Raw genomic sequence first — 23,826 nt, forward strand, 5'->3', positions numbered from 1 at the left:
GTTCTATTTGATGGCGCCGGCGGTGAGGCCGCCCTGCCAGAACCGCTGCAGCAGCAGGAACACCACGATGACCGGGATGATGCTGACCAGCGCGCCGGTGATGATGATCGAGAACAGCACCTGTCCGCCGCCACCGCCCTGTTGCGCGAGCTGATACCAGGTCGCAAGGCCCACCGTGATCGGCTGATACTCCGGTGTGCGCAGCACGATCAGCGGCAGGAAGTAATTGTTCCAGGTCCCGACGAACGAGAGCAGCGCCACGGTCACCATACCCGGCGCCACCAGCCGCAGCACGATGGCGCGGAAGATCACGAACTCGCCGGCGCCATCGAGACGCGCTGCGTCGAGCAGTTCGTCGTCGACGCCCTGCTCGATATAGACGCGCATCAGATAGACGCCGATCGGCGAGATCATCGAGGGCAGGATCACGCCCAGCGGATTGTCGCTGAGTCCCGAAAGCGCCAGCAGCAGGAAGGTCGGCACGACGAGGGCCGTCTGCGGGATCATCACAGCGCCCAAGACCAGCGCAAACAGCAGATTGCGGCCGACGAATTTGAATTTGGCTAACGCATAGCCTGCCGCGGTAGCCAAGATCGCGGCACCGAGCCCGGCGACGGTCGAATAGAGTAGGCTGTTGAACATCCAGCGCAGGAAGACGCCGTTGTCGCGCGCCAGAAGATCGCTCAGATTCTGCCAGAGGTTGAACTCGGTGCCGAAGCCGAAGCCGAACGTGGTGAACAGGTCGCCATTCGTCTTCGTTGCCGATAGGACCAGATAGACCAGCGGCATGAAGCTGTAGAGGAGGAACAGTGACAGCAGCAGCGTGAGCATGATCCGCGAGCGCCGCCTTTCGCCGGGCCGGCGCCTGGCAGCTTCGAAAGTGGCGATGTCGGTGGTCGCAGTCATCATTGCTCCGGCCGACGGCGGTTGGCGATCAGGGCGAAGATGTAGGAGGCACCGGCGATCACGATGCCAAGCACGAACGAAACGGCGGCCGCATAGCCATACTGCTGGTTCTTAGTCGCCAGAGAATAGGCATAGAGGTTCGGCGTGTAGCTCGAATTGATGGTGTTACTGGCGAGCGCGCGCATCAAATACGGCTCATTGAACAGCTGCAGTGTGCCGTTGATCGAAAAGATAATGGTGAGCAGGATCGCCGGCCACAGCAGCGGCAGCTGGATCAGCCGGGCAAATTGCCAGGGCGAGGCGCCGTCCATCCGCGCGGCCTCGGCGAGGTCCGACGGGATCGCCTTCAGCGCGGCGTAGTAGATCACCATATTGTAGCCGACATATTCCCACGTCACGATATTGGCCAATGAGAAGATCATCGCGCCCGGCGATAGGAAGTCCGGCGGCGGCAGGTTGAACGCCTTGGCCATCTGCGTGAACGGGCCGAAGGTGGGGCCGTACAGATAACCCCAGATGATCGTCGCGATCACGCTCGGCACAGCGTAGGGGAGGAAGAAGCCGAGCCGGAAGACTCCCTTGGCATAGACCTGACCACGATCGAGCACGATGGCGAACAACAACGCCAGGGCCAGCATGATCGGCACCTGCACGATGCCGAACAGAACGAGGTTCCACACGCCGCCCCAGAATTTGGCGTCGTCCGCGACCTTGATGTAGCTGGCTGCACCCGCGAACTGCCGTCCGCCCACCAGCGTGTCGCGGTAGAGGCTCATGTAGAACGCATAGACCAGCGGCGCGACGATGAAGGCGATAAACAGCAGCATGAAGGGCGCCAGGAACAGATAGGGCGCGAGCTTTCGTGACGTAAAACCGCCCAATCGCGCTGGGCGCGTCGGTGCGGTTGGCGAATTCGACATTGCCATGGGTCCCCCGTCCGGCAAGATGAAGAGATCGGGCGCGCCGATCAAGGCGCGCCCGGCCGGTGCCCGGGAGGAGTTAGGCCACGGTGAAGCCTTGGTCCTTCGCGTAGGTAACCACGGCGTCCTGGACGCGGTCGAACGCATCCGACAGCGTGCCCTTGCCGCTGATCGAGGCGCCGAATTCATCGGACATCGACTGGTAGAGGAAGCCTTGGAACGGGCTCCACTCAAACGGCGCCACGGCACTCGCCGATTTGGCAAACACTTTGTTCACCTCCTGGCCGCCGAAGAATTCCGGCTTGGCGCTCGCCCATTCCGGGCTCGACAGCAGCGCGTTGGTGCAGGGGAAGAAGTTTTGCTTGGTGGTGTAGAGCTTTGTGGCTTCGGGATTCGTGTTCAACCAGATCGCGACTTCGGCGGCCTCGGGCAGATGCTGGGTCGCTTTCATCACGGCCAGCGATGAGCCACCCCAAGCGCCAGTCACGAACTTGCTCGCGTCCCACTGCGGCAGATCGGCGGCACGCCATTTGCCCACGCTGGTCTTGGCGACCGAGGTCAGGAACAGCGGACCCCAGCCCGCAGCGAGCCAGGTGGCATAGCGACCCGAGTCGAGGCCGGTGTACCACTCATTGTTGAAGCCCGGCTTGGTCTCGATAACACCCGCGGTGATAAGGTCCTGCCAATAGGCGGCGAAGTCCTTAGCAATCTTGTCGTTGATCCTGATCACGAGCTTGTCGCCATCGCGGCTAACCGGCTTCCAGCCCATCGGCCACAACAGACCCAAGACCCAGTCGGCGTTGGCTCCGAACGGCGCGTCGGTCATGAACACAGTCGGATCGGCCGCATGGACCTTCTTGCCCGCATCGGCAAACTCGGCCCAGGTGGTGGGCGGCGTGATCCCATGCTTGTCGAAGATGTCCTTGCGATAGAGCATCGCCATCGGACCGTAATCCTGCGGCGTGGCGTTGACCACATCGCCCATGGCGACCTGCGCCCATAGGCCTTCGGGGAACTCGCCCTTATGGGCATTGGCGTACTGGCCGATGTCTGCGAGGGCGTCGACCTGGCGGAAGCTCTCGAGGTGCTGGTATTCGATCTGGGCGACGTCCGGCAGGCCGCTGCCCGCCTGCACACCCGCGCGGAGCGCGTTATACAACGGGTCCCCCTGGCCGGGATTCACGAGTTCGATCTGGATGCCCGGATGCGCGGCGTTGAACATGTCTACCTCAAGCTGGAGATTCGGCACCCACGACCACACAAGCACCTTGACGGGCTCGGCAGCGCGAACTGCCGCAGGCAGACCCGCTACCGCAACGCTCGCACCCGCAACTTTCAAGAAGTCACGACGCTGCATCATCCGCCCAAGCGGATTGAAAATCTTCGTCATTGAAGTCCTCCCACGAAAGATACGCTCCCACACGACGCAGGGCGCAGTTTTTCTTTCAGTTAGAAACTTAATGCCTACCGACAGTTGCTGTCAATTGCGATCGATTGATCTTCAGTCGGCCATCACGAGGCTGTCGGCAGGATTGAGGGTCGTCGCATCGAGCACCAGACGCACCGCGCCCAGGACGATATCGCGGTGACCCAGCGCGCCTATCACGAGGCGCGGCGGGTCGTACACATTGCCCTTAAGGCGATGCCGCAGCACATCGAGCACCAGATCACCGCCGCCGACGATCCGGCCCGCCAGTATGATGATTTCGGGATTCATGAAGGCAGCAACACTGGCCACCGCCATCGTCGCATAGTCGAGCAACTCGGTGACAACAGGCGCGATTTTGTCCGCCTGCCGGTCGGTGACGGCGGCCAGGGTGAGCTTTCCCGCCGCATACTGGGTGTTGGCCTCTTGGAGCATCTTGGTCGCTTGTTCGGGGATGCCGAAAAAGCGCAGCGATTGCTTGTCGCCAAGATGTTCGAACGGCCGCCCGGTGAGGAGGGGGTCGTCGAGATACCAGCCGAGTTCGCCCGCCGCATGCGAGTGCCCGCCATAGAGCTTGCCGTCGATCACGACGCCCGCGCCGGCGCCGGGCCCGATCGAGAGGCTCACGACGCTGTCGGCGCCACGCCCGGCTCCGAATCCCCATTCGCCCACGGCGGCGAGGTTGCGCCCGTTTTCGACGACGATGGGCATCTGAAAATGCTCGCTGAGCCGCGCCTTCAACGGCATGTCGCGCCAGCCGAGCCCGAGCGTCAGCACCACTTCGCCCTCCGGCTGCCTGACGATCGAGGGCAGGCCAATGCCGATGCCGCGAATGGTCTGGCCGCGCGGGCGGGGGGCCGCCATCAGCCGGCGGATCAGGCCGACCAGCTTCTCGAAATTGCGCTCGCCATCATCGTCGGCGGTCTCGTGCATTTCGGTCTGCACGACGCCCTCGAGATTGGCCACGGCGCCATAGAACTCGCCCTTGCCGGCTTCGATGCCGATGATCGCATGCGCCGCGCCGCGGAACTTGATGCGTGCCCGGGGACGGCCCCGAACATTGGACTCGTCAAACCCGTCATACGCCACCAAATCCTCGGCAATCAGATCCTCGATCACCCGCATCACCGTCGGCAGACTGATGTTCAGCCGCCCGGCGAGGCTCGAAGGTGATGCCACTCCTTCGGTGCGGATCAAATCCACCACGGCCGAACGATTGAGTCGGCGTAACAGGCTCGACGTCGTGGGCTGGCGCTTCATTCATGGACCAGTTGCAAAAGGCCGGCGGACCGGCAACGAGCGTCGGCATAGACCAGAACCGTGCCAGAGTCCGCCTTTTTCTGATGACGCCGAACGTCAGTTGTCGCTCCGCAGTGAAAGCTACCGCGGTAGCCCGTTCGATGATAACGGCGATCCGTGGCGGGCGCCCAAGCCCTCCGGAGTCACTGCGCTTACTCGTGCAAATGACTGCCACCGGTTGCTTCAATCGGTTACGAGCTCGTCCGCCTTTAGCGCGGAACTATCATCAATGACCGCTTTTGGCGCAAAGCGGTCCGCACAACGCTGGACGCAACGGTCGGCTTTCTTGCCAGTCATCCTGAAAGCTGCCAGGCCGTTAACGGCCCCAATGCGGCCGCGCTCGTAGCGTTATGGTCAGAATGCATTGATTGACCTTCTTTGTGGATAGAACTGAGGACCGCTCCCATCGAAACTAGTCGTCTTCTTGGTCCTTTGGTTCGCCCGACCATACGAGAGAATACGAAGGAAGCGGTTTGGCGAAATCCTCTAACATATTGATTTTGTGTAGAAAACGCTGACCCTCCGGGCCCACCAAAATTCTTAGATTTCAGCGGGTTAACCCGAATTCGCCGCAAAAGTGGGCCTATCGAGAGCTGGTTGTTAGTTATTCGTACATTTGATCGTTTCCCGGAAGCGGTGCAGCGTAAGGGCAAACGCTCATCCTCATCCGGGAGCTAAATTCTCCTGCTTGTTAGCACCAGCAACACGTAGTGCAGATGCTCTTACTCTGAAAGATCTCCGAGTGATGAGTGCGGTGATCGGCGGCAACGACGTGCGAATAGGGGGGTTTTGACTGGACACAGATCTCCATTTCTGGCGGACGGCAGCTTTGCGCCTCATCTCGGCCATCCAGGACCTGTAGCCGCCGGCTGGAAGCGGACGTCGCCAACAGCGAAGTTCAGTTCGAAGTTGTGCTAGAGCGGACAGCCGGTTTTCAGATCACCTATCTGAGTAAGGGCGTCACGAAATCATGGTAGACTGATTTGGTTGCGGCGCGGTCAAATGTCGGCCAGAGGATGTCTCGTGGCGCATGAGAAAACGCTCTATCGACCGGATGACTGCAATCAACACCAGATTGATCACCAGATAGAGCACACCGGCAATAGCAAAGATCTCGAAGATGGCGAAGGTCTGGCTCATGAGCCGTTTGGCATAACCGGTTATTTCGAGCACCGTGATCGTCGAAGCAAGGCTGGTCCCTTTGACGACGAGGATGAGCTCATTGCCATAGGCCGGCAGCGCCTGGCGGATGGCGAGCGGAAACTCGATGCGCCGGAACCGCAGCATGCGCGACATGCCGCACGCCTGGGCCGCTTCGACGAGACCAACCGGAACCGACATCAATCCGCCGCGCAGTATTTCGGACGTGTAGGCAGCCGTGTTCAACGCAAGCGCCAGGACGGCGCACCGCGCGCCGTCGCTAATTACCCACCACAAAGCCGCGTTATCCTTGATCAGGGAAAGCTGGCCAAGCCCATAATAGAACAGGAAAATCTGCACCAGCAGTGGCGTGCCGCGAAAGACATTGGAATAATATTTGGCGAAGCCGGACAGGAAGCGGTTCGATGACAGCCGCATCAGCGCCAGGCCGAGGCCCAGATTGAAGCCGATCAGCACCGAAACCAACGTCAGTGCCGCCGTCACCCACAGGCCCTTGAGCAGGACGGGAACCGCTAGCTGGATGAGATCCATCATACTACTTTCTCGTCCTCACTCGGAGGAGGCGTTCGATGCCGTCGAACCCGGCCTGGCTGACGAGCGTAATGGCTAGATAAACCACAGCCGCGATCAGGTAGAAGATGAACGGGTGGCGGGTGGAATTGGCGCCAATGAATGAAATGCGCATCAGCTCCTGAAGGCCGACCACCGAGACCAGGGCCGTGTCCTTGATCGTGGTCTGCCAGACATTGTTGATACCGGGAACCGCGATGCGCAGCATCTGCGGCGCGATGATGCGGCGAAAGATCCGCCCGCCCGATAGCCCGAGCGCACGAGCGGCCTCGATATGCCCTTCGGGGATTGCCCCCAAGGCTCCGCGCACGACCTCGGTCGAATAGGCGCCGGAGATCGCGCCGATGGCGATGACGGCGATGACGAACGCATAGCCGCTCTCCGCGACACCGGCATAGCCGAAAGCGGTCACGACCTTGGTCACGAATTCAACCGAACTGAAAAACAGGAGGTAGATGATCAGCAGTTCGGGCACTCCGCGCACCAGCGAGGTATAGGCATCAACGAGCAGAGAGAGCGGAAATATCCGAGCCCATTTGATCAGGCCGCATACAATGCCGATCACCAGCCCTGCCGCCATGCTGACGAGGCCCACAAGGATCGTTATCGACGCGCCACGCAGGATGGCGGTCACCCAACCCGCATCCCAAACCTGCCAGAGACCGAATTCCATCTGCGTTGCCCTAATCTGTCGTGCCAGTGCATGCACCCGGCGGTCCGGGCGCATGCGAAGTTTCCAAGGCGTTTATTTGCAGGGCCGGGAAATGTCCGATTTGAACCATTTCTGGCTAGCCTTGCCGATCGAACCGTCAGCGATCAACTCGCAAAGTGCCTTGTCGATCTTGGCCTTGAGCTCGGTGTTCTCCTGGCCGATGCCAACGCCAATTCCTTCGCCAAGCGTGGGATCGAAGGTGCTCTGAATCTTGACGCCGACCAGCTGGAAGTTTTTGCCATCCGGTTTGTCGAGGAAGTCCTGCAATGCGGATTGATCCGCGAAAGCAGTGTCGATGCGGCCGCTGGCAAGGTCGATCTGCATTTGGTCGAGCGTGTCGTACGTCTTCAGGTCGGCGTTGGGCGCCCGCTTCTCAAGAAAATGCGCATGGGTCGTGCCGGCCTGCACGCCGACCTTCTTGCCATCGAGCGATTTCAGCAGCGTGTCGACGTCGGTGATTGCCGCAAGATCCGAGCCCTTTGCGGCAACGAACATGTTGGCCAGTTCGGCGTATCCGACGCTGAAGTTGATCTCCTTCTTGCGATCAGCGGTGATCGACATGCCGGAGATAATGACATCGAAGCGCTTGGCCTTCAGCGCCGGGATGAGCCCGTCGAAGGCCTGCACGACGAAATGGCACGTCACTGCGAGTTTGGTGCACAGCAACGCGCCGACATCGGCGTCGAAACCGGTGACGTTGCCATTGGCGTCGGACATGCTCCATGGAGGATAGGCACCCTCCGTGCCGATGGACAGTTCACCTTCGGCGGCAGCGGCGCTTGCCATGCCCCCCATAAGAAATGCGAGCAGCGTCAAGATTTTCAGTCTCATAGTCAGTTCCCCTTGTTGTTGGTCTTCATTGTTGATGTCCGGTGCGAACCGAACGTTTCGAGGACGCGGCTTCCCTCACAGTGTCCGTGCCAGGAATTGGCGCAGACGCTCCGAGCGCGGGCTGCCGAACAGCTCCGCTGGCGCACCCTCTTCCTCCACTTTTCCCTGGTGGAGAAACAGAACCTTGTGGGAGACCTCGCGCGCGAACTGCATCTCGTGCGTCACGAGGATCATGGTGTTGCCTTCCTCCGCCAGTTGACGGATCACCCGCAGCACCTCGCCGACCAGTTCGGGATCGAGCGCCGATGTCGGTTCGTCGAAGAGGATGACTTTGGGACGCATCGCCAGCGTGCGGGCGATCGCTGCACGTTGCTGTTGGCCGCCTGACAACTGGCCCGGATAGTGGGCGTGCTTGTCGGAGAGCCCGACCTTCTTCAACAGGGCGTGCGCATGGTCGATGGCCTTGTCGCGAGGTTCCTTCAACACATGCCGGGGCGCCTCGACAATGTTCTCCACCACCGTCATGTGCGGCCACAGATTGAAGTTCTGGAAAACCATGCCGACGCGGGCACGGATGCGTTCGACCTGCGCCATATCGGCTGGCCCAAGACGGCCGTTCGACAGCGGCTTCATCTTGATGACCTCACCGTCGATGGCGACCTTGCCGCCATCCGGCTGCTCCAGAAGATTGATGCAGCGCAGAAACGTGCTCTTGCCCGAGCCCGACGAGCCGATCATGGAAATGACTTCGCCGGCATGGGCGGTGAGGTTGACGCCCTTCAACACCAGAAGCGTGCCGAATCTCTTGTGAAGCTCGTCGATCTGCACGGCAGGGGTGGCGATCTTCGCCTCGTCAACCGGCGCCGGATCCGCCACCACGACGGAAACGGTCGGCCGCGTCTGTTCGCCGCCGATGGCCGCGTCCTGGGTTACCTCGACAGTGTGTAAATCCGCGAGCGCACGGTCAAAATAGCGCAGGCTGCTGGACAGGCAGGTGCGTTGCCAGTCCGGGTCATCCGGAAGGAAGGCAGCGCGCAGCGTGCCCTGGATCCGCTTGCCCAGAGACGATTCGATCTTGCCGAAAAGGTGCAGCCAGTTGTCTGCCTGCACCGCCTCCATCACGGCAGGCCCGTCCAGCGTTCCGCATTCGACGACAAGCGGCAGCACGCGCGCGCTCGGCATTGCCTTGCGGACGGCGTCGGAGACGTAGCCTGTCGCCGTCGCCGCGATGCCGGTGCCGGTCTTGGCGCCCGGGCCGGTTAGCACTGTCACCAGCGCCGGCCCGAAGATGGATTTGCCCCAGGCAAGGCCGGCATGCTCCGAGCTCGCAACCGAAAGCAGAGCCGGGTAACCATAAGGCCCGGCACCGGTATGCAGGTCGAAGACGATGACCTGGCGTGCCGCGCCGGCAAAGGTCTTCAGGATTTCGTTCAACGTGCGGTTCGACCAGACCGGGCCACCACCGCCATAGAACATGCCGTCGGCGAACTCATACTGGCCGGCCTCGACGATCGCCGCCAGCCCGGCATGCCCAAGCCTCTTGCGCGCGGCCGCGAGCTTCTCGTCGGCCGCGACCCGGTCCGGCCCTTCCCATTCTCGATAGGCCACGGCGTCGTGCAGGCCCGCATAGCCATTGTTGACCGGGGTGTTCGAAGACCAGTCGATGAAGTTGCGGTTGAGGTCGACATTGTCCTCGTTGACGCGCCGCGACCATGCCGTGCCCCAGGGATTGATAAGGTGAATGGCAAGGATCGCGGTGTCGCCGGGCAGGCGCCGCAGGTTCTTCTGGCCGAGCCAGGCGGTCTGGCAGGTCGAGCCGAACGGACCCTCGACACCATGCGTGCCGGAGATGAGCACGATGAGCTTGCGTGCATCGCGGTGGCCAAGCAGCGCCACATCAGTCGCCAGCGTCTCGCCATCCGGGCCGTTCAGCGGATGAACATATTCAAACAGTTCCGCGCCCGCCCGCTCAGCGGCGTCGCGAAATCCCTTGCGAAGGGTGGCGAAATCGCGGGCATAGGCTGGTGCTGGTTCGTCATGGCGCATGGTTGATCCCACTGGACCGCTGGCCGTTGCGGTCAATCCGTTCATTCCCTGTCGTTCCACCATAGGGCTATTCATCGTTGTGATCGCTCGCGTTCTGAGGTGGCAATCGGCGCTCGCTACCGGAAAGGAGCTGATTTGAAGACCGGACGAACCAGGCGTCGGAGGCAAGCACCTTGTCGGGGTTCATGATCGACTGATCGTCCAGCGCAAGTTTCACCCGCTCCATCATGGCGAGCTTCGTCGGGTCAGCCGTCGCCAGCAGCGAATGGATGCGCTTGGACCCAACACCGTGCTCGGCGGAAAAGGAACCGCCGATCTCCCGCAGTTGTTGATACAGGACGCCCTCGACAGCCTCCGCCACGTCAGGCGCCAGCGGCCCTCGACGGTTGAGGACGATATGCAGATTCCCATCGGCCAGGTGCCCGAAGACATAGGGCGCCAGACCCGGTTCGATCGCGGCGAGCCCGGGTAGGATTCTGTCGAGATAGGCCGGAATTTCCGACAGAGGCACCGACACGTCGAAGGAAGGCGCATTGGGATGGGCGCGATAGAGCACGCCGGTGTCCTCGCGCAACCGCCACAGGTCGTCCTCTTGCCGCCGCGAACCGGCGATGATGCCGGTGGCTTCGGGATAGCGCTCCATCACTTCCGAATAGATCCGCTCGAAATCCTCGTGCAGCGCCTCTTCGCGCGCGCCGCCAAGCGACAGCAACAGGAACAGCGACTGGTCAAGCGGCACGCCGGGTTCGGACCATTCATGCGCGGCGGCGGCCAGGCTGAAATACGAGGTCCACATCGCCTCCGCCGCGCGCAGATGCCCGGCATCCGATTCAAGCGCCAGGCGAATGGTTTGCAGAGCCGCTTCGACAGACGGCAGCCCGAAAAGCGCGGTGGCGGCGGCTCGTGGCGAAGGGTCGAGCTTGACGACCACGCGGGTCACGATGCCAAGCGTGCCCTCGGCGCCGATGAAGAGATGCTTCAGATCGTAGCCGGCGGAATTCTTCACCACCCGGGTCAGATCTGAATAGACCGATCCGTCCGCCAGTACGGCCTCCAGGCCCAGCACGCGGTGGCGCATGACGCCGTGGCGAAAGGCCATCACGCCCCCGGCATTGGTGGACACCATGCCGCCGATCGTCGCCGAGCCGCGCGCGGCAAGGTCGATGCCCGGTTCCAGCCGGTGTTCGAGCGCGGCGGCCTGCAAAGCCTCGAGGGTGACGCCGGCGCCTACCACGGCCACGCGTTCGAGCGGATCGAGCCGCTCGATGCGATTCATGCGTAGCAGGGAAAGAACGATCTCGCCCGGCCGCGAAACGCTGCCGCCGACCAGTCCGGTGTTTCCGCCTTGCGGCACGATGGGAATCTCGTTCTGGCGGCAAATGCGCACCACAGCCGCGACCTCATCCGTAGATGAAGGCGCAACGACGATGCCGGTGCCGCGATCCGTGCCGTTCGAACCAAGGTCGATCGCTCCGGCATCATCACCTGTGCGGACATTCGGGGCGCCAACGACATCGCGGATCGCGTCGACAACCGGCAACGGCACCTCTTGCTCGATCCAGTTCGTTTGCCTGGGAGACGCGCGGCCGCTCATCGCCCCGCCAATCCCTGAAGCGCCGTGATCAGCCGATCGTTGTCAGCCTGCAAGCCGATTGTGGCGCGCAGATACTGCTCGTAGCCGGCTTCGCGCCACGCTTTGACGATGATCCCCTGCTTCAGGAGACCGGCGGCAAGGCTAGAGCTGTCGCCCTTGCAGTCGAAGAACAGAAAGTTTGTTTGCGACTCTGCAACCCCGAAGCCGAGGCCGGCAAGTGCGGCGGCCGTGCGCGCGCGCTCGGCCATGACGCGGCCCGCTGACGCCTTCATCCAGCTTTCATCGGCGAGTGCCGCGATGGCGGCCGTCTGTGCCGCCGCATTGACGTTGAACGGCGTCTTGGCGGCCGCGATCACTCTGGCCAGTTCGAGGCCGGAACAGACGGCATAGCCAACGCGCAGTCCCGCCAGGCCATAGGCCTTCGAAAATGTCCGCAGCACCACATGGTCGATGCCACTATCGCGCAGGACCTCGATGCCGTCGGGTGCGCCGGGATCGGCGAATTCGAAATAGGCCTCATCCAGGACAAGAAGCGTGCCGGGCCGCACGGCTCCGATCAGCCGTCGCAGGCTGGGATGGTCGAGGCCCGGCCCAACCGGGTTCCACGGCGAAGATATGAAAACGATCCGTGGGCCGGCGGCGATCGCCGTTTCGAGCGCGGCAAGATCGAACCCCATTTCGGGTGTCATCGCAATTTTGACGACATCAGCACCGGCAGCCAGCGGCTCTATCTCATGCAGTCCGAAGCTCGGCACCGTCGTGACGACCGAGGCGCCCGGCACCAGGACGGCGCGCGAGATGGCGGCGATCATCTCCTCGGAACCATTGCCGGCAACGATCAGGCTGGGATCGACCGTCAGTTTTTCGCCAAGTGCCGCCCGCAACGCCGTGCAGGCCGGATCGGCATAGCGCCATGGCTCGAAGGATGAGGAGGCCAATGCGGCCATGACGGCAGGAGAGCATCCATCCGGGTTCTCGTTGCTGGCCAGCCGGGCGATATCGTGGCGGCCACTCAGCGCCCGCGCCATCGCGATGTTCATGCCGGCATTGTAGGGCGGCAAGGCGGCGATATGCGGATTGAGCGGCAGGCTCGATGCTGGTTTGACCGACTGTTCCAAAACCCGACTTCCGTTTCCCCGCGCCCACGCGCGGTATGACGATATTGTCAAATATCCAGGACGACTGATCCGCGCGGCTTGGAGCAGCACAGCAACACTTCACCTGCCCCAAGCTCGTCCAGCGGTTCTTCGAAATAGGTGACGTCGCCCGAGATCAGTCGCGACTTGCATGTGCCGCAGATGCCGGCCCGACAGCTGAACTCCGGCAACAGACCCTGGTTCTCGGCGAAGTCGAGCAAAGATGCGGCTGAGCCATCCCAGACAGCCGTCAGGCCCGACTTCCGAAATTCCACGGTTGTTGCCTCCCCGGCCGGCTCTATCCTTGCCGGCTGCGCCGGAACTGCTGGAATTCGCATGGCATCGGGCTCAAGCACCGTCGCCGGGCCGAAGAATTCGTAGGCAATGCGATGCTTCGGCACGCCAAGCTCGCGCAGCATGGCGTAGATCGCCTGCATGAACGGCGGTGGGCCACAGAGGTAGAAGTCATAGTCATCGATGGGCAGCAGGCCCTGCAGCACGTCGCGCGAAATCATGCCTTCGCTGTGAAAGCGCTGCTCGGCTTTGTCGCGCTCGGACGGGAACCGGTAGCAGTAGTGCGCAGTCAGGCCGGGCCGGGTCGTGACCAGCCCGGTCACCTCGTCGCGCAACGCGTGCACGTCGCCGTTCTCGCAAGCGTGGATGAAGACGGCTCGGCGATCCGGCATCGAAGCCAGCGCATGCAGCATCGACACCATCGGCGTCAGCCCGACGCCGCCGCTGAGCAGCACGACTGGACGGTTGCTGCCCTTGTCAAGCACGAAATCGCCGCGCGGCCCTTCCGCCTGAAGCACATCGCCGACCTCGATTCGGTCATGCAGGAAGCACGAGCTTACCCCGTCGGGCAGCCCCAGCGCGGGTGCTGCTTCACGCTTCACGCTGATCCGATAGCGAGTGCTGTCGGGGGAACAGGAGACGGTGTAGTTGCGCAGCACATATTCGCTTTCGCCGGCTGCCTCCCGCGATACTGGAATCCGGAACACCAGGAACTGGCCCGGCTGGAAGTCGCGCCAGTCCTGTGGATTGACCGGCTCGACATGGAACGAAGTGATGATGGCGCTTTCGCGCACCTTCGCGACCACTTTCAGGTCGCGAAACCCGCTTCTTGCTATGGTGTCGCGAGCGGTGAATGCATTCATTCGGCAGCCGCCAATTGCTGGCTCTCGCTGGCGATCAGCTTGGCCAGGTTGCGGCGAAAGCGCAGCGGTCCGACATCGATCTTGAGATCGAGATTGGGGGTGCGCTTGTTGGCCATGCCTTTGTGCACAGCATTGAGCACGGTGCGGTCTTCGTCAAAGGCGCCGCGCACGGAAGTGGCGAACTGACGCGAAACCTCCAAGTCGTCCGGGGCGAAATTGCGCATCTGGAACCAGTAATATTTCGTCTGGTTCTCATCGACCGGCGTCATGAAGTTATAGCTGTCCATGAGGAACACGTCCTCGTGGAGCGGCTTGCCCTCGCCGCCGGTGCGGGCCGGCACGAAGATCGCCTTGATGATGGCGTTGGAGGGGTAGCGCACCTCGTAGTGCTGCTTGCGGTCGCAATTGCCGGAGAATTTGAGGAAAGGCGCATAGAAGGGCGCCGGCGCGGCATCGACCACCCAGCGCCACACGGTCACGCCGTTCGCGCCCACGGTGGTTTCGAGCGGCGCGTCCTCCATCGCCTGAACGCCACCGAAGGAGGACTGGTGGACCCACGACACATGCGAAGGGTCAAGCAGGTTGTCGGTCATGTAGAGGTAGTTGCAATCGAGGACCATGGACTCGCCGCGATTGACTCCCCATGCCGGATCGCCCCAGTGGTCGACAGCGAAAATCAGTGCGGGGTCGGCCTTTGCCGCCTCGCCCATCCAGATCCAGAGCAGGCCATAACGCTCGGCGATCGGATACGAACGGACGCAGGCGACATGCGGTATCTTTTCCGCGCCCGGCACCCTTGTGCAGGTCCCCGTGCTGTCGAAGGTCAGCCCATGATAGCCGCATTCGACAGTGTCACCTTTGATGCGGCCCATGGACAGCGGCAACTTGCGGTGCGGACATGCATCCTCGAGCGCTGCTACCACGCCATCGGTCCGGCGAAAAAGGACCACATCCTCGCCGAGAATCCGTATCGGCACCAGCCTGTCGGCGACCTCATGGTCCCATGCGGCAACGTACCAGCAGTTTCGAAGAAACATGGCGTCCTCCCGAGCTTGCGAATGTCTAAACGAATATCTCGCGGGCTCGGGACGACATAGGGCTTGCATCTGCGTTCTATTTTAGAAAAACTAAATCAAGATGACCCCAGGATCGTTGCCCAGGTGAACAAGACGCCTCCGCTACGTGCGATACAGGCCTTCGAGGCTTTCGGCAGGCGTGGGAGCGTGACGGCGGCGGCCAACGAGCTCGGCGTCTCCGTCGGCGCGGTCAGTCAGCAGATCCGCAAGGCCGAGGACGCCCTGGACGCGAGGCTTTTGGAGCGGCGCGGAAGAACTGTCGCGCTTACGGCGCTGGGCCGGGTTTACTACGCAGCGGTTTCCGTCGGTTTCGAACACATTCGCGAGGCCCAGGATCTCATCGAACGAGCCCGAGCCGCGGACACTTTGACCATCTCCTGCCTGCCGTCGCTGGCCAGCAAATGGATCGGCCCGCAGCTCCTGGATTGGCAGATCGACCACCCCGGCGCGACTGTGCGGCTGGTGGGCGCCGAGACAGAGCCCCGGCTGGGCGCCGAACAAGTCGACTTCCGTATTTCATACGGCACCAAATATCGTGACTTCGAGCACTACACCGAACTGTTCACCGATTGGGTGGTGCCGGCCTGCTCGCCGACGCTGCTGGCGAAACATCCTGTCAGCAAGCCCGCCGATATTCTCGATCTGCCGCTTCTCAGCATCGAGTGGGCTCGCGACCACCGCTCGCCACCGACATGGGCGGAATGGGCCGCAAGCATCGGCGCGGTGCACCGCAGAACATCTGGCGAAGTGGCCTTTTCCCTGTCGAGCGCGGCGATCGATGCGGCGACCAACGGAAGGGGCTTTGTGCTGGCGCAGCTGTCGATGGCTGCCGACGATATCGCGTCGGGTAGGCTAGTCGCCCCATTCGACAAGCGGATCAGGCTGCCTGAACCTTATTTTTTGGCTTGGGATCGGGCCATTCTGGAGAAGCCTTTTGGTCCTGAGTTGCGAGCCTGGATTGTTACGATTTCCAAGCGACTGGGCGCTACGTTAGCAGGATAGTCGAACACTGATCTGGAGACGAATATCGGGGTCCGAAAACGATGTTCGAACGTCCGGATAACGCTATACGCGAATGGCACTGGCGGTGTGCGGTCCTATGGACTGCTTCAGTTTGCCCCAGAAATCTCGATCAAGGTCTGCTTTCCGCGCTTCTTTCACCGCTAGCTGTCGGGCGGCTCTCGGCCTAATTTCGGTCAGGGAGTTCCTGACGACATGCGGCTACATCGGCGATATCTTGAAGCCTGCAGTTAGTCGCGTTCATCGTCCTTAGGTTCGCCAGACCATACGAGAGAATACGAAGGAAACGGCTTGGCGAACCATTCGCTAACATATTGATTTTGTGTAGAAAGCGCTGACCCTCAGCGACTAACACAATCGTTATTTGTCAATGGGTTGCGGCGCGGTTCGCCCAAATTGATTCAAGAAGCTGATGCAGCCATTCGCTGACCGCATTTATCTTCTACCGAATGGCAGCAATGCGCCTCCTGTCGGTCGTTGAGCAGACCTAGCCGCATCCCAAAAGCAGACATCCGAGCGCACAGGCGAGGCGGCACGTTTGCACCAGTAGCGAAGGCGGAGCCAAGTTAGCTTGCGCCCAGAGTGGACATTTCGCCTTTCGGTCACGTCGAACGGTCAGACCCTTGGCATGCCTTTTGGCCGCAGTGTTCGATTCTGGGCGGCGATGCGGAACGAAGCATTGGCTGCCCCGTAGCCGCGATAGCCGCGACGCTCGACGATCTCGAAGAAGAAACCTTCGCCGTAGGACTGGCTATAGAGCTGGAAATAGTCACCGCCCTCATCGCGATCGAAGAGGATGTTTCGGTCTCGCAACCGGCTGGCGAATTCTGGTTCGAGCCCGAGGCGTGCCTCGAGATCGTCGTAATAGTTCGGGGAAATCTCCAACGCATTGAAGCCGAGCTCGGTCAGGCGGTCAGCGGTCTGGAAGATATCGCGGCAGGAGAAGGCCAGATGCTGCACGCCCGAGCCAAAGCTCTCAGCGATAAAACGGCCGGCAAGCGTCCTGCGGTTCTCCGCACCGTTCAAAGTAAGCCGAAGCCCGCCATCATCGCTCTCCACGACCTGGCTGCGCACGACGCCGGCCGGATCGATGACATCCACCATGGGCAATTTTGCCGTCCTGAAGATCGATGTGTAAAAAAGCAGCCAGGTCAGCATCTCTTCATAGTTCATTGATTGAGCGAGGTGGTCGATTGCCGTCAGCCCGGCATCGTCGCCGGCGTCGGTGACCTGATCGAATTCGATCTCCCAGGTTTTGCCAACTCGCTCTTGCCGTCGATGAAGTAGATCACCCCGCCGCCAACCCCACGTATTGCCGGTATCGCCAACTCATCAGGACCATGGCGCTGTTCAAAGGGCTCCGCGGCCAATGCGCGAGCGCGGGCCACGGTTGCGGCCGCATCGTCGACCTTCAGGCCGAACGCATAGGCAGAGGCGCCGTGAACGAGGTATGAGGAGTGCGCCAGCCCTTCCTTTTCGGTGTTTACGACAATGTTGATGGCGCCCTGGCGAAGCAGCACCACGTCCTTGTGCTTGTGGCGGCCGACCAGCGAGAAACCCATGGCACGCAGCAGCAGCACCAACTCTTCAGCCTCGGTCTCGTTTGCAGCGAACTCGACGAACTCGATGCCGCTGACCGCGATACGTTCCGGCAAAGCCGGCACGTCGATCGCGATGTCCGGCTCGGCGTGTGCAACCTGGTCCATCAGGTAGACAAGCGACCTGTGGCCATCGACCGCGATGGACCTGGGCGATCCACCGCGAAACTGGTCGTTGAATATTTCGAGCGACAACGGCCCGTCGTAGCCGGTTGCCGCAACCGCTCGCATGAAGTCGACCACCGGCAGGTCACCTTCGCCCGGCATGTTGCGGAAATGGCGGCTCCAGTACAGCAGGTCCATGTCAATCAGCGGTGCATCGGCAAGCTGAACGATGAAAATGCGATCGCCGGGGATGGCGCGGATTGTCTCCACATCCACCCGTCGGGCCAAGGTGTGGAAGGAGTCAAGGATCAGTCCGATGTTGGGATGGTTCGCCCGCCTGACGATCTCCCAGGCGTCGCGATGGTCGCTGATATGCCGCCCCCAGGCGAGCGCCTCGTAGCCGACGCGCAGGCCCCGTTTCGCCGCCAACTCACCGAGCGCGTGGAAATCGTCGGCCGCACGGTCGATGCCGCCGAGTGCGGCGGGCGAGACGTTGGAACAAACAAGCATGAGATCGGTACCCAGCTCGCCCATCAGATCGAACTTGCGATCCGCCCGATCGAAGGCGCGCGAACGTTGCGGTTCTGGCATTCCCTCGAAATCGCGGAAAGGCTGGAACAGTGTGATCTCCAGGCCATGATCCCTGATCATCCGCCCGACTTCAGCAGGGCTGCCGTCGAAGGCAAGAAAGTCATTCTCGAATATTTCCACCCCGTCGAAGCCGGCCGCAGCGATGGCTGCGAGCTTCTCGCGTAAATCGCCGCTGATCGACACGGTGGCGATGGAGGTCCTCAAGGCCCTGGCACCTTCGATGCCGCCGCAAGCAGGTCTGCGATCGCGCGAACCGCAACAGGATAGCCGCGCGGGCCCAGCCCTGCGATGACCGCCGTCGCGACCTTCGACACGTAGGAATGGTGATAGTGGGCCTCGCGCCTGTGAATGTTCGAGATGTGGAGTTCGACAATCGGGCCGGGAAACATTTTTAGAGCGTCGAGGATCGCAATCGACGTGAAGGAGAAACCGGCCGGGTTGATGACGATTCCGGCTCCCTCGTCGATCGCTTCGTGGATCCAGTCGATGATCTGGCCTTCGCTGTTCGACTGATGGAAACGGACAGGCGTGTCGCCGGCCGCATCGCGGCAGAAGGCCTCGATCTCGGGCAGCGTCGTCGTGCCGTAGATTTCCGGCTCGCGTTTGCCGAGCCGATTCAGGTTCGGGCCGTTGATCACATAGATTGGCTTCACCATGACCGCTCCTTTGTCTTCGATCAGCCCTGGTACCCCAGCAGCCGGGGCAGCCAGAGCACGAGTTCCGGGAAAAAAGTGATGAGAGCCAGCGAAGCGATCATCGCCCACAGGAACGGCAGCACGTCGCGGACGATGTCCTTCAGCGGCACTTCGGCGATCCTCGTCATGATGAACAGCAGCAGACCGTATGGTGGCGTCACCAGGCCGAGCATGATGTTGACCACCACCATCACGCCGAAATGCACCATGTCGATGCCGAGCGAGCGCGCCGTCGGGATGAGGACGGGCACGATCACGAGAAGAATCGTGGTGCCTTCGAGCACGCAGCCAAGCAGCAGTAGCAGGATATTGACAAGCATCAGGAAGCCGATGGGCGAAAGATCCCAGTTTGTGAGAATGACCTTGATCGAGTCCGGGATGTTCTCGACGGTGACCACATAATTTGAGACCAGGGCGCCGGCGATCAGCATGCCGATCGAGGCCGAGGTGCGCGCGCTGGCCAGCACGGAACGATAGAAGTCGGCGAAGCTGACACTGCGGTAGAGCACCACGGAGATGACCAGCGCATAGGCCGCAGCAACCGCCGCCGCCTCGGTCGGCGTGGTGACGCCGGAGTAGATGCCGCCGAGCAGCACGACCGGCATCATGAGCGAGGGGAAGGCACGCCAGGTAATGCCCGGCAGTTCGCGCAGCGATGTCGGCGCCTCGACCGGAAAGTTGTTGCGTCGCGCCTGGTAGGCCACGATTCCCATCTGCGCGGCAGCCATCAACAGACCGGGTATGACGCCGCCGAGGAACAGATAGCCGATCGAGGCATCGGACACGAGCGCGTAGATGACCATAGGGATAGACGGCGGGATGATCGGTCCGATGACCGCGGTCACGGCCGTCAGCGCCGCGGCATAGCTCGGCGTGTACTTGCCGTCCTTGGTCATCATCATCTGCATCATCTTGCCGGTGCCGGCAGCATCGGCGATGGCCGATCCCGACATGCCCGCAAAGATGATGCTCTGGACGACGTTGACGTAGGCAAGGCCGCCCCGGAACCGGCCGACCACAGCATCGCAGAAGCGCAGCAGGCGCTCTGTCATCGAGCCGATGTTCATTAGCTCCGCAGCCAGGATGAACAGCGGCACGGCGAGGATGATATAGTTGTTGTACATCCCGTTCAGAAGCTGCTCGGCCGCCGTCCCCATATCCAGCCCTGCCAGCAGCAGATAGAGGATCGAGCCGACGATCATGGAGTGCCCGATCGGCAGCCCGAGGAAGGCAAGCACGGTGATCGCGACGACCGAGATCGAGAATGGGCTGACGAGATTCATACACCCGATCCCGCCTTGGTAGGATCGAACTCCTTTGGCGTCTTGCCGAACACGACCTGCCAGGACAGCCAGAGGTAGCGGAGAATGACAGCCACGACGAACAGGATGTAGATCGAGAACAGCCAGTCGAAGCGGATCTTCAGATAGGCGGTCTTTTCGACCTTCATGAACGTCACGTAGTCGAGCACGGCAGGAAACGAAATCGCGTAGAGCGCGATCAGCGATGCGGCCGCGATGAGGAACATGATGCGGCGAACGCGCGGTGGGGCCGAGGCGTAGAAGAGGTCGAAGCGTATCTCCTCCTCCTCGCGAACAACGAAGGCCGCACCCCACAGCACCAGCCAGATCCACAGGATCACGCTGATTTCATTGGTCCAGCCGATCGGCATGTCGAGCAGATAGCGAAAGACGATCTGCAGCAGGAAGGCCGCGAACATTGCCGCCAGCATGACGGCGAGGACGTTCTCGGCGCGCCGGTATAGCCAGCGGCCAAGGTTTCGGAGCGAAGGTGTCACGCGGGCTTCTCCGCCTGTGAAAGCCATTTCTGGAACGAGGAGGCGCGGCGGAAGTTATCTCCGCCGCGCCTCCAGCTTAGAGCGCGTTGATCTTGTCGACCATGCCGGCCGGCCAGTCCTTGGCGAGGTCCGACGACAGGTATTTCTCCTGAGCGTATTTGCGGAACGCAGCGATGTCGGGCTCGTAGAGCTTGAGGCCCTTGCCCTTGAACAGCTCGACCAGCTCCTTCTCGCGCGCAAGGTGCTTTTGCGTGCTGAATTCGATGGCGGCGTCAGCGGCGGCCTGGAACTTCGCCTGCTTGTCGGCGCCCATGTCGTCCCACACCTTCTTCGACACGGTCAGCAGATCGAAGCCGACCAGGTGCGAGGTCAGCACGATCTGCGACATGACCTCGTAGAACTTCATGTTCTCGACGTTCGGCAGCGGATTGTCCTGGCCGTCGATCGCGCCGGTCTGCAGCCCGGTGTAGACCTCGGCGTAGGCCATCGCGACGGGATTGGCCCCAAGCGCGGTGCCGAGGAACTGCCATGCGTCGCCGCCCGGCATGCGCAGCTTGATGCCCGCCATGTCGGCCGGGGTGGTGATCTTCTTGTCCGGCTTGAGGCCGATCTGCCGGGCGCCGAAATAGGTCGGCCCGAGCACGCGCACGCCAAGCTGGTCCTCGGTCATCTTCTTCATCTGTGCGCCGAGATCGCCGGCGAAGAAGGCTTTCAGATGCGCAGCGTCGCGGAACAAATAGGCGGCGGTGACGATCGACCATGCCGGGATCTGCTTGGAGATATCCTGCGGTGCGATGTTGCCCATCTCGAGATTGCCGCGCTGCAGGGCGACGAGCTCGGTGCCTTGCTTGAACAGATTGCCGCCGTAGTAGCCCTCAAAGACGAAGTCGTCCTTGATCGAGTCGGCGAACATTTTCATCATGTCGGCGCGTATGTCCTGTTCGGAGAACACGGCCGAGAAGCGCAGCTTCGGCTTGTCCTGGGCGAGTGCGGGAAAGGCTGCCGTCGTGGCAAGCACGCCCGCCCCGACCAGGAGTTCCCGCCGTGTGGCATTGAAAGTCATGGTCTTTCCTCCCTATTGGCTATTGTCCAGATCCTGTGTCGGCTGGGTCACGGACTCTCCCGAAGGCGGCAAACGCCGCCTTCATCCGTTCAACATCGGGCGCAAGCCCCGTGAAAAGTTCGAAAGCCCGCACGGCCTGGAACACGGCCATCCCCTCGCCGCTAAGCGTGCGGCAGCCCCGCTGCCGTGCCTGCCTGAGCAGTTCCGTTTCGAGCGGCAGGTAGACGATGTCGGCGACCCAGCACTGCGGTCGCAACAGATCGGCGGCGATCGGCATGCCGGGCAACTTTGCCATCCCGACCGGCGTCGCGTTGACGATACCGTCTGCGCGAGCCGAGGCTGCGGCAAGGTCTGAGACGACCTGCACCTTTTGCGTGCCGCCGGCCGACCTGAGCCGGGACGCCAGCGCTTCGGCCCTGTCGGCCTGTAAGTCGGTGACCAGCAGCGTCTCGACGCCGCTTTCCAACAAGGCGTGGGCCACCGCAGCGCCGGCGCCGCCAGCTCCCAGCAACATCACCTCCCGACGCTTCTCTCCGGCCAGCCCGTGGCGAAAACTCTCCTTGAACCCCCACTTGTCGGTGTTGTGGCCAATGCGCTGGCCGCCCCGGAACACCACAGTGTTGACCGAGCCAAGAATCTCGGCCGCCTCGGAAAGCTCGTCGAGCAGCGGGATGATTTCCTGTTTGTAGGGGAATGTGACGTTGAAGCCGGTGAAGCCGAAGTGCCCGGCGAAGGTGATGAGTTCGGCCAAAGGAGGCGCAGTTTCGCCCATCGCTTCGGTATCGAGCAGCGTATAAACGCAGGAGAGCCCTTGGGCGCGACCTTCCGCCTCGTGCATTGCCGGCGTCCGGGAAAGCTGAATTCCACGTCCGAGCAAACCGACCAATATGCGGCGCGAATTGGGAGACGGCTCCCATTTTTCCGCAGTGGTGGCGGCGAGCAAGGCCAAACGATCCTCCCAAATCGAACTGGCGGCAACTTTGTACCAGCCGGTTAATTTCGTCAACAACTTTGTACTATTCAGTTAATTTGCTAGGCTCAGGTGCCGATGCCACGATTGCGAGTGGCGGACATGAGTGATGAGATAATGCTGAACGAGAAGGCGGCGGCTGGACGCAGTGGGTGGAAGCAGGATCCCGCCGGCGTTCAAAAGAACATACTCGCGGTGGCGATGGCCGAGTTTGCCGCAAACGGCCTTTCCGGCGCGCGCATCGACGAGATCGCGGCAAAGACACATACGTCAAAGCGGATGATCTACTACTATTTCGGCGACAAGGAACGGCTCTACGGCCGGGTACTCGAGGAAGCCTACCGGCAGGTGCGAACGGGCGAGCAGGAGCTGGAGCTGGACCACCTGCCACCAGTCGAGGCACTCAAGCGGCTCGCCGAGTTCACCTTCGACCACCACAGCCGCCATCCGGATTTCATCAGGATCGTGATGATCGAAAACATCCATCATGGCGTGTATCTCGAACAGTCTGAGTTGATCAGGCTGTTGAATGCGGGAGCTATTCAGAAGCTTGAGGCGATTTGCCGGCGCGGGCGCGCGGATGGCCTTTTCCGTGACGACGTGTCCCCACTCGAACTGCACTGGCACATCAGCGCGTCAAGCTTCTTCAACGTCTCCAACCAGGCCACCTTCTCACGCATTTTTGGCAGCATGCTCTACACTGTGGAAGGGCAGCGCTCGCTCCGAAATCATTTGGTGGAAATGGTCGTCGGCCTCGCGGTGAAACGCGATCGAGCGAAAGGGCGCACTCGTGGGGCGGCGCGCCCCTGATCGTCGTGCTTTCCTGATATTCAGGCTGTTGCGGGTCTGCTTCAGACCTTGGTCCCACCGGCCTGCACGTCCCCTGTCGATCTTCGGACGCAAGAGCGGCCGGTCCGCTTTCGGCCCAAAGGCTGCTGGGCGGCTTGGCGCCTGATATCGGACAGTCGATTTACCTTAGCCGCTCCCGGATGCGGACATACCCGACCTCGACGACGGGCTGGATCTGACCAAGCTGCTGGCGCCTAACTGCCCCGAGGCGAGCCTACGGTACGTCCTCGGACGTAAGGGTATTCCATGCGGTACCCCGATCTGGCGCACGTGCGGCTGGCTTACTGATTAATTGCTCTACAC

At 61.8% G+C, this 23,826-nt stretch carries 19 protein-coding genes and 2 pseudogenes; 2 read left to right on the plus strand and 19 right to left on the minus strand.

Annotated elements, in window-relative coordinates:
- Window positions 1–3 precede the first annotated feature (3 nt).
- From AC1D1L_RS05555 to AC1D1L_RS05615, 13 genes and pseudogenes are all read right to left on the minus strand, one after another.
- Window positions 4–906, minus strand: coding sequence for a carbohydrate ABC transporter permease (locus tag AC1D1L_RS05555; protein WP_457153239.1), 903 nt, complete (start codon window positions 904–906; stop codon window positions 4–6).
- Window positions 906–1,733, minus strand: coding sequence for a carbohydrate ABC transporter permease (locus tag AC1D1L_RS05560; RefSeq protein WP_477339481.1), 828 nt, complete (start codon window positions 1,731–1,733; stop codon window positions 906–908). The genes AC1D1L_RS05555 and AC1D1L_RS05560 overlap by 1 nt, the downstream gene beginning before the upstream one ends.
- Before the next feature lie 172 nt (window positions 1,734–1,905).
- Entirely contained in the window at window positions 1,906–3,216 is a 1,311-nt protein-coding gene (locus AC1D1L_RS05565; protein WP_477339483.1) for an ABC transporter substrate-binding protein, read from the minus strand.
- 111 nt (window positions 3,217–3,327) lie between these two features.
- The gene (locus AC1D1L_RS05570; protein WP_477339485.1) at window positions 3,328–4,512 is read right to left on the minus strand and encodes an ROK family protein; all 1,185 of its coding nucleotides are present in this window, start codon (window positions 4,510–4,512) and stop codon (window positions 3,328–3,330) included.
- A 999-nt stretch (window positions 4,513–5,511) separates the two neighbouring features.
- A complete protein-coding gene (locus tag AC1D1L_RS05575) occupies window positions 5,512–6,243 on the minus strand; it encodes an ABC transporter permease (protein WP_477339767.1) in 732 nt (243 codons plus the stop codon).
- A 4-nt stretch (window positions 6,244–6,247) separates the two neighbouring features.
- Complete coding sequence (locus AC1D1L_RS05580; protein WP_477339487.1) at window positions 6,248–6,955, minus strand: ABC transporter permease; 708 nt, start codon at window positions 6,953–6,955, stop codon at window positions 6,248–6,250.
- A gap of 72 nt (window positions 6,956–7,027) precedes the next feature.
- On the minus strand, window positions 7,028–7,825 hold the full coding sequence (locus AC1D1L_RS05585) for a transporter substrate-binding domain-containing protein (RefSeq protein ID WP_477339489.1): 798 nt from the start codon (window positions 7,823–7,825) through the stop codon (window positions 7,028–7,030).
- Between the two features lie 75 nt (window positions 7,826–7,900).
- On the minus strand, window positions 7,901–8,704 hold the full coding sequence (locus AC1D1L_RS05590; RefSeq protein ID WP_477339769.1) for an ABC transporter ATP-binding protein: 804 nt from the start codon (window positions 8,702–8,704) through the stop codon (window positions 7,901–7,903).
- 165 nt (window positions 8,705–8,869) lie between these two features.
- Window positions 8,870–9,946: pseudogene (locus tag AC1D1L_RS05595) on the minus strand (DUF2817 domain-containing protein); the annotation flags it as partial.
- On the minus strand, window positions 9,939–11,465 hold the full coding sequence (locus AC1D1L_RS05600; protein WP_477339491.1) for an FAD-binding oxidoreductase: 1,527 nt from the start codon (window positions 11,463–11,465) through the stop codon (window positions 9,939–9,941). The pseudogene AC1D1L_RS05595 and the gene AC1D1L_RS05600, both read right to left, overlap by 8 nt.
- Window positions 11,462–12,583, minus strand: coding sequence for an aminotransferase class I/II-fold pyridoxal phosphate-dependent enzyme (locus tag AC1D1L_RS05605; protein WP_477339492.1), 1,122 nt, complete (start codon window positions 12,581–12,583; stop codon window positions 11,462–11,464). The genes AC1D1L_RS05600 and AC1D1L_RS05605 overlap by 4 nt, the downstream gene beginning before the upstream one ends.
- A 47-nt stretch (window positions 12,584–12,630) precedes the next feature.
- On the minus strand, window positions 12,631–13,758 hold the full coding sequence (locus tag AC1D1L_RS05610; protein WP_477339494.1) for a 2Fe-2S iron-sulfur cluster-binding protein: 1,128 nt from the start codon (window positions 13,756–13,758) through the stop codon (window positions 12,631–12,633).
- Window positions 13,755–14,795: an aromatic ring-hydroxylating dioxygenase subunit alpha gene (locus AC1D1L_RS05615; protein ID WP_477339496.1), complete on the minus strand. Its 1,041-nt coding sequence runs from the start codon at window positions 14,793–14,795 to the stop codon at window positions 13,755–13,757. The genes AC1D1L_RS05610 and AC1D1L_RS05615 overlap by 4 nt, the downstream gene beginning before the upstream one ends.
- Window positions 14,796–14,918: 123 nt before the next feature.
- Here AC1D1L_RS05615 and AC1D1L_RS05620 point away from each other — a divergent pair, with 123 nt between their 5' ends.
- Window positions 14,919–15,836, plus strand: coding sequence for a LysR substrate-binding domain-containing protein (locus tag AC1D1L_RS05620; protein ID WP_477339498.1), 918 nt, complete (start codon window positions 14,919–14,921; stop codon window positions 15,834–15,836).
- A gap of 633 nt (window positions 15,837–16,469) precedes the next feature.
- Here AC1D1L_RS05620 and AC1D1L_RS05625 read toward each other — a convergent pair.
- From AC1D1L_RS05625 to AC1D1L_RS05650, 6 genes and pseudogenes are all read right to left on the minus strand, one after another.
- Window positions 16,470–18,352, minus strand: a pseudogene (locus AC1D1L_RS05625) (bifunctional sugar phosphate isomerase/epimerase/4-hydroxyphenylpyruvate dioxygenase family protein).
- Window positions 18,349–18,804: a type II 3-dehydroquinate dehydratase gene (locus tag AC1D1L_RS05630; protein ID WP_477339500.1), complete on the minus strand. Its 456-nt coding sequence runs from the start codon at window positions 18,802–18,804 to the stop codon at window positions 18,349–18,351. The pseudogene AC1D1L_RS05625 and the gene AC1D1L_RS05630 overlap by 4 nt, the downstream one beginning before the upstream one ends.
- A 20-nt stretch (window positions 18,805–18,824) precedes the next feature.
- Complete coding sequence (locus AC1D1L_RS05635) at window positions 18,825–20,126, minus strand: TRAP transporter large permease (RefSeq protein ID WP_477339502.1); 1,302 nt, start codon at window positions 20,124–20,126, stop codon at window positions 18,825–18,827.
- Window positions 20,123–20,641 carry a TRAP transporter small permease gene (locus AC1D1L_RS05640; RefSeq protein WP_477339504.1) on the minus strand — a complete coding sequence of 173 codons (519 nt, stop codon included), beginning with the start codon at window positions 20,639–20,641 and terminating at the stop codon, window positions 20,123–20,125. The genes AC1D1L_RS05635 and AC1D1L_RS05640 overlap by 4 nt, the downstream gene beginning before the upstream one ends.
- 76 nt (window positions 20,642–20,717) lie before the next feature.
- On the minus strand, window positions 20,718–21,704 hold the full coding sequence (gene dctP / locus AC1D1L_RS05645) for a TRAP transporter substrate-binding protein DctP (RefSeq protein WP_477339506.1): 987 nt from the start codon (window positions 21,702–21,704) through the stop codon (window positions 20,718–20,720).
- A gap of 19 nt (window positions 21,705–21,723) precedes the next feature.
- Window positions 21,724–22,593: a shikimate dehydrogenase gene (locus AC1D1L_RS05650; RefSeq protein WP_477339771.1), complete on the minus strand. Its 870-nt coding sequence runs from the start codon at window positions 22,591–22,593 to the stop codon at window positions 21,724–21,726.
- Between the two features lie 198 nt (window positions 22,594–22,791).
- Here AC1D1L_RS05650 and AC1D1L_RS05655 point away from each other — a divergent pair, with 198 nt between their 5' ends.
- Window positions 22,792–23,484, plus strand: coding sequence for a TetR/AcrR family transcriptional regulator (locus AC1D1L_RS05655; RefSeq protein ID WP_477339508.1), 693 nt, complete (start codon window positions 22,792–22,794; stop codon window positions 23,482–23,484).
- Window positions 23,485–23,826: the final 342 nt, after the last annotated feature.

This window comes from Mesorhizobium sp. P2_D6 (assembly GCF_056404315.1).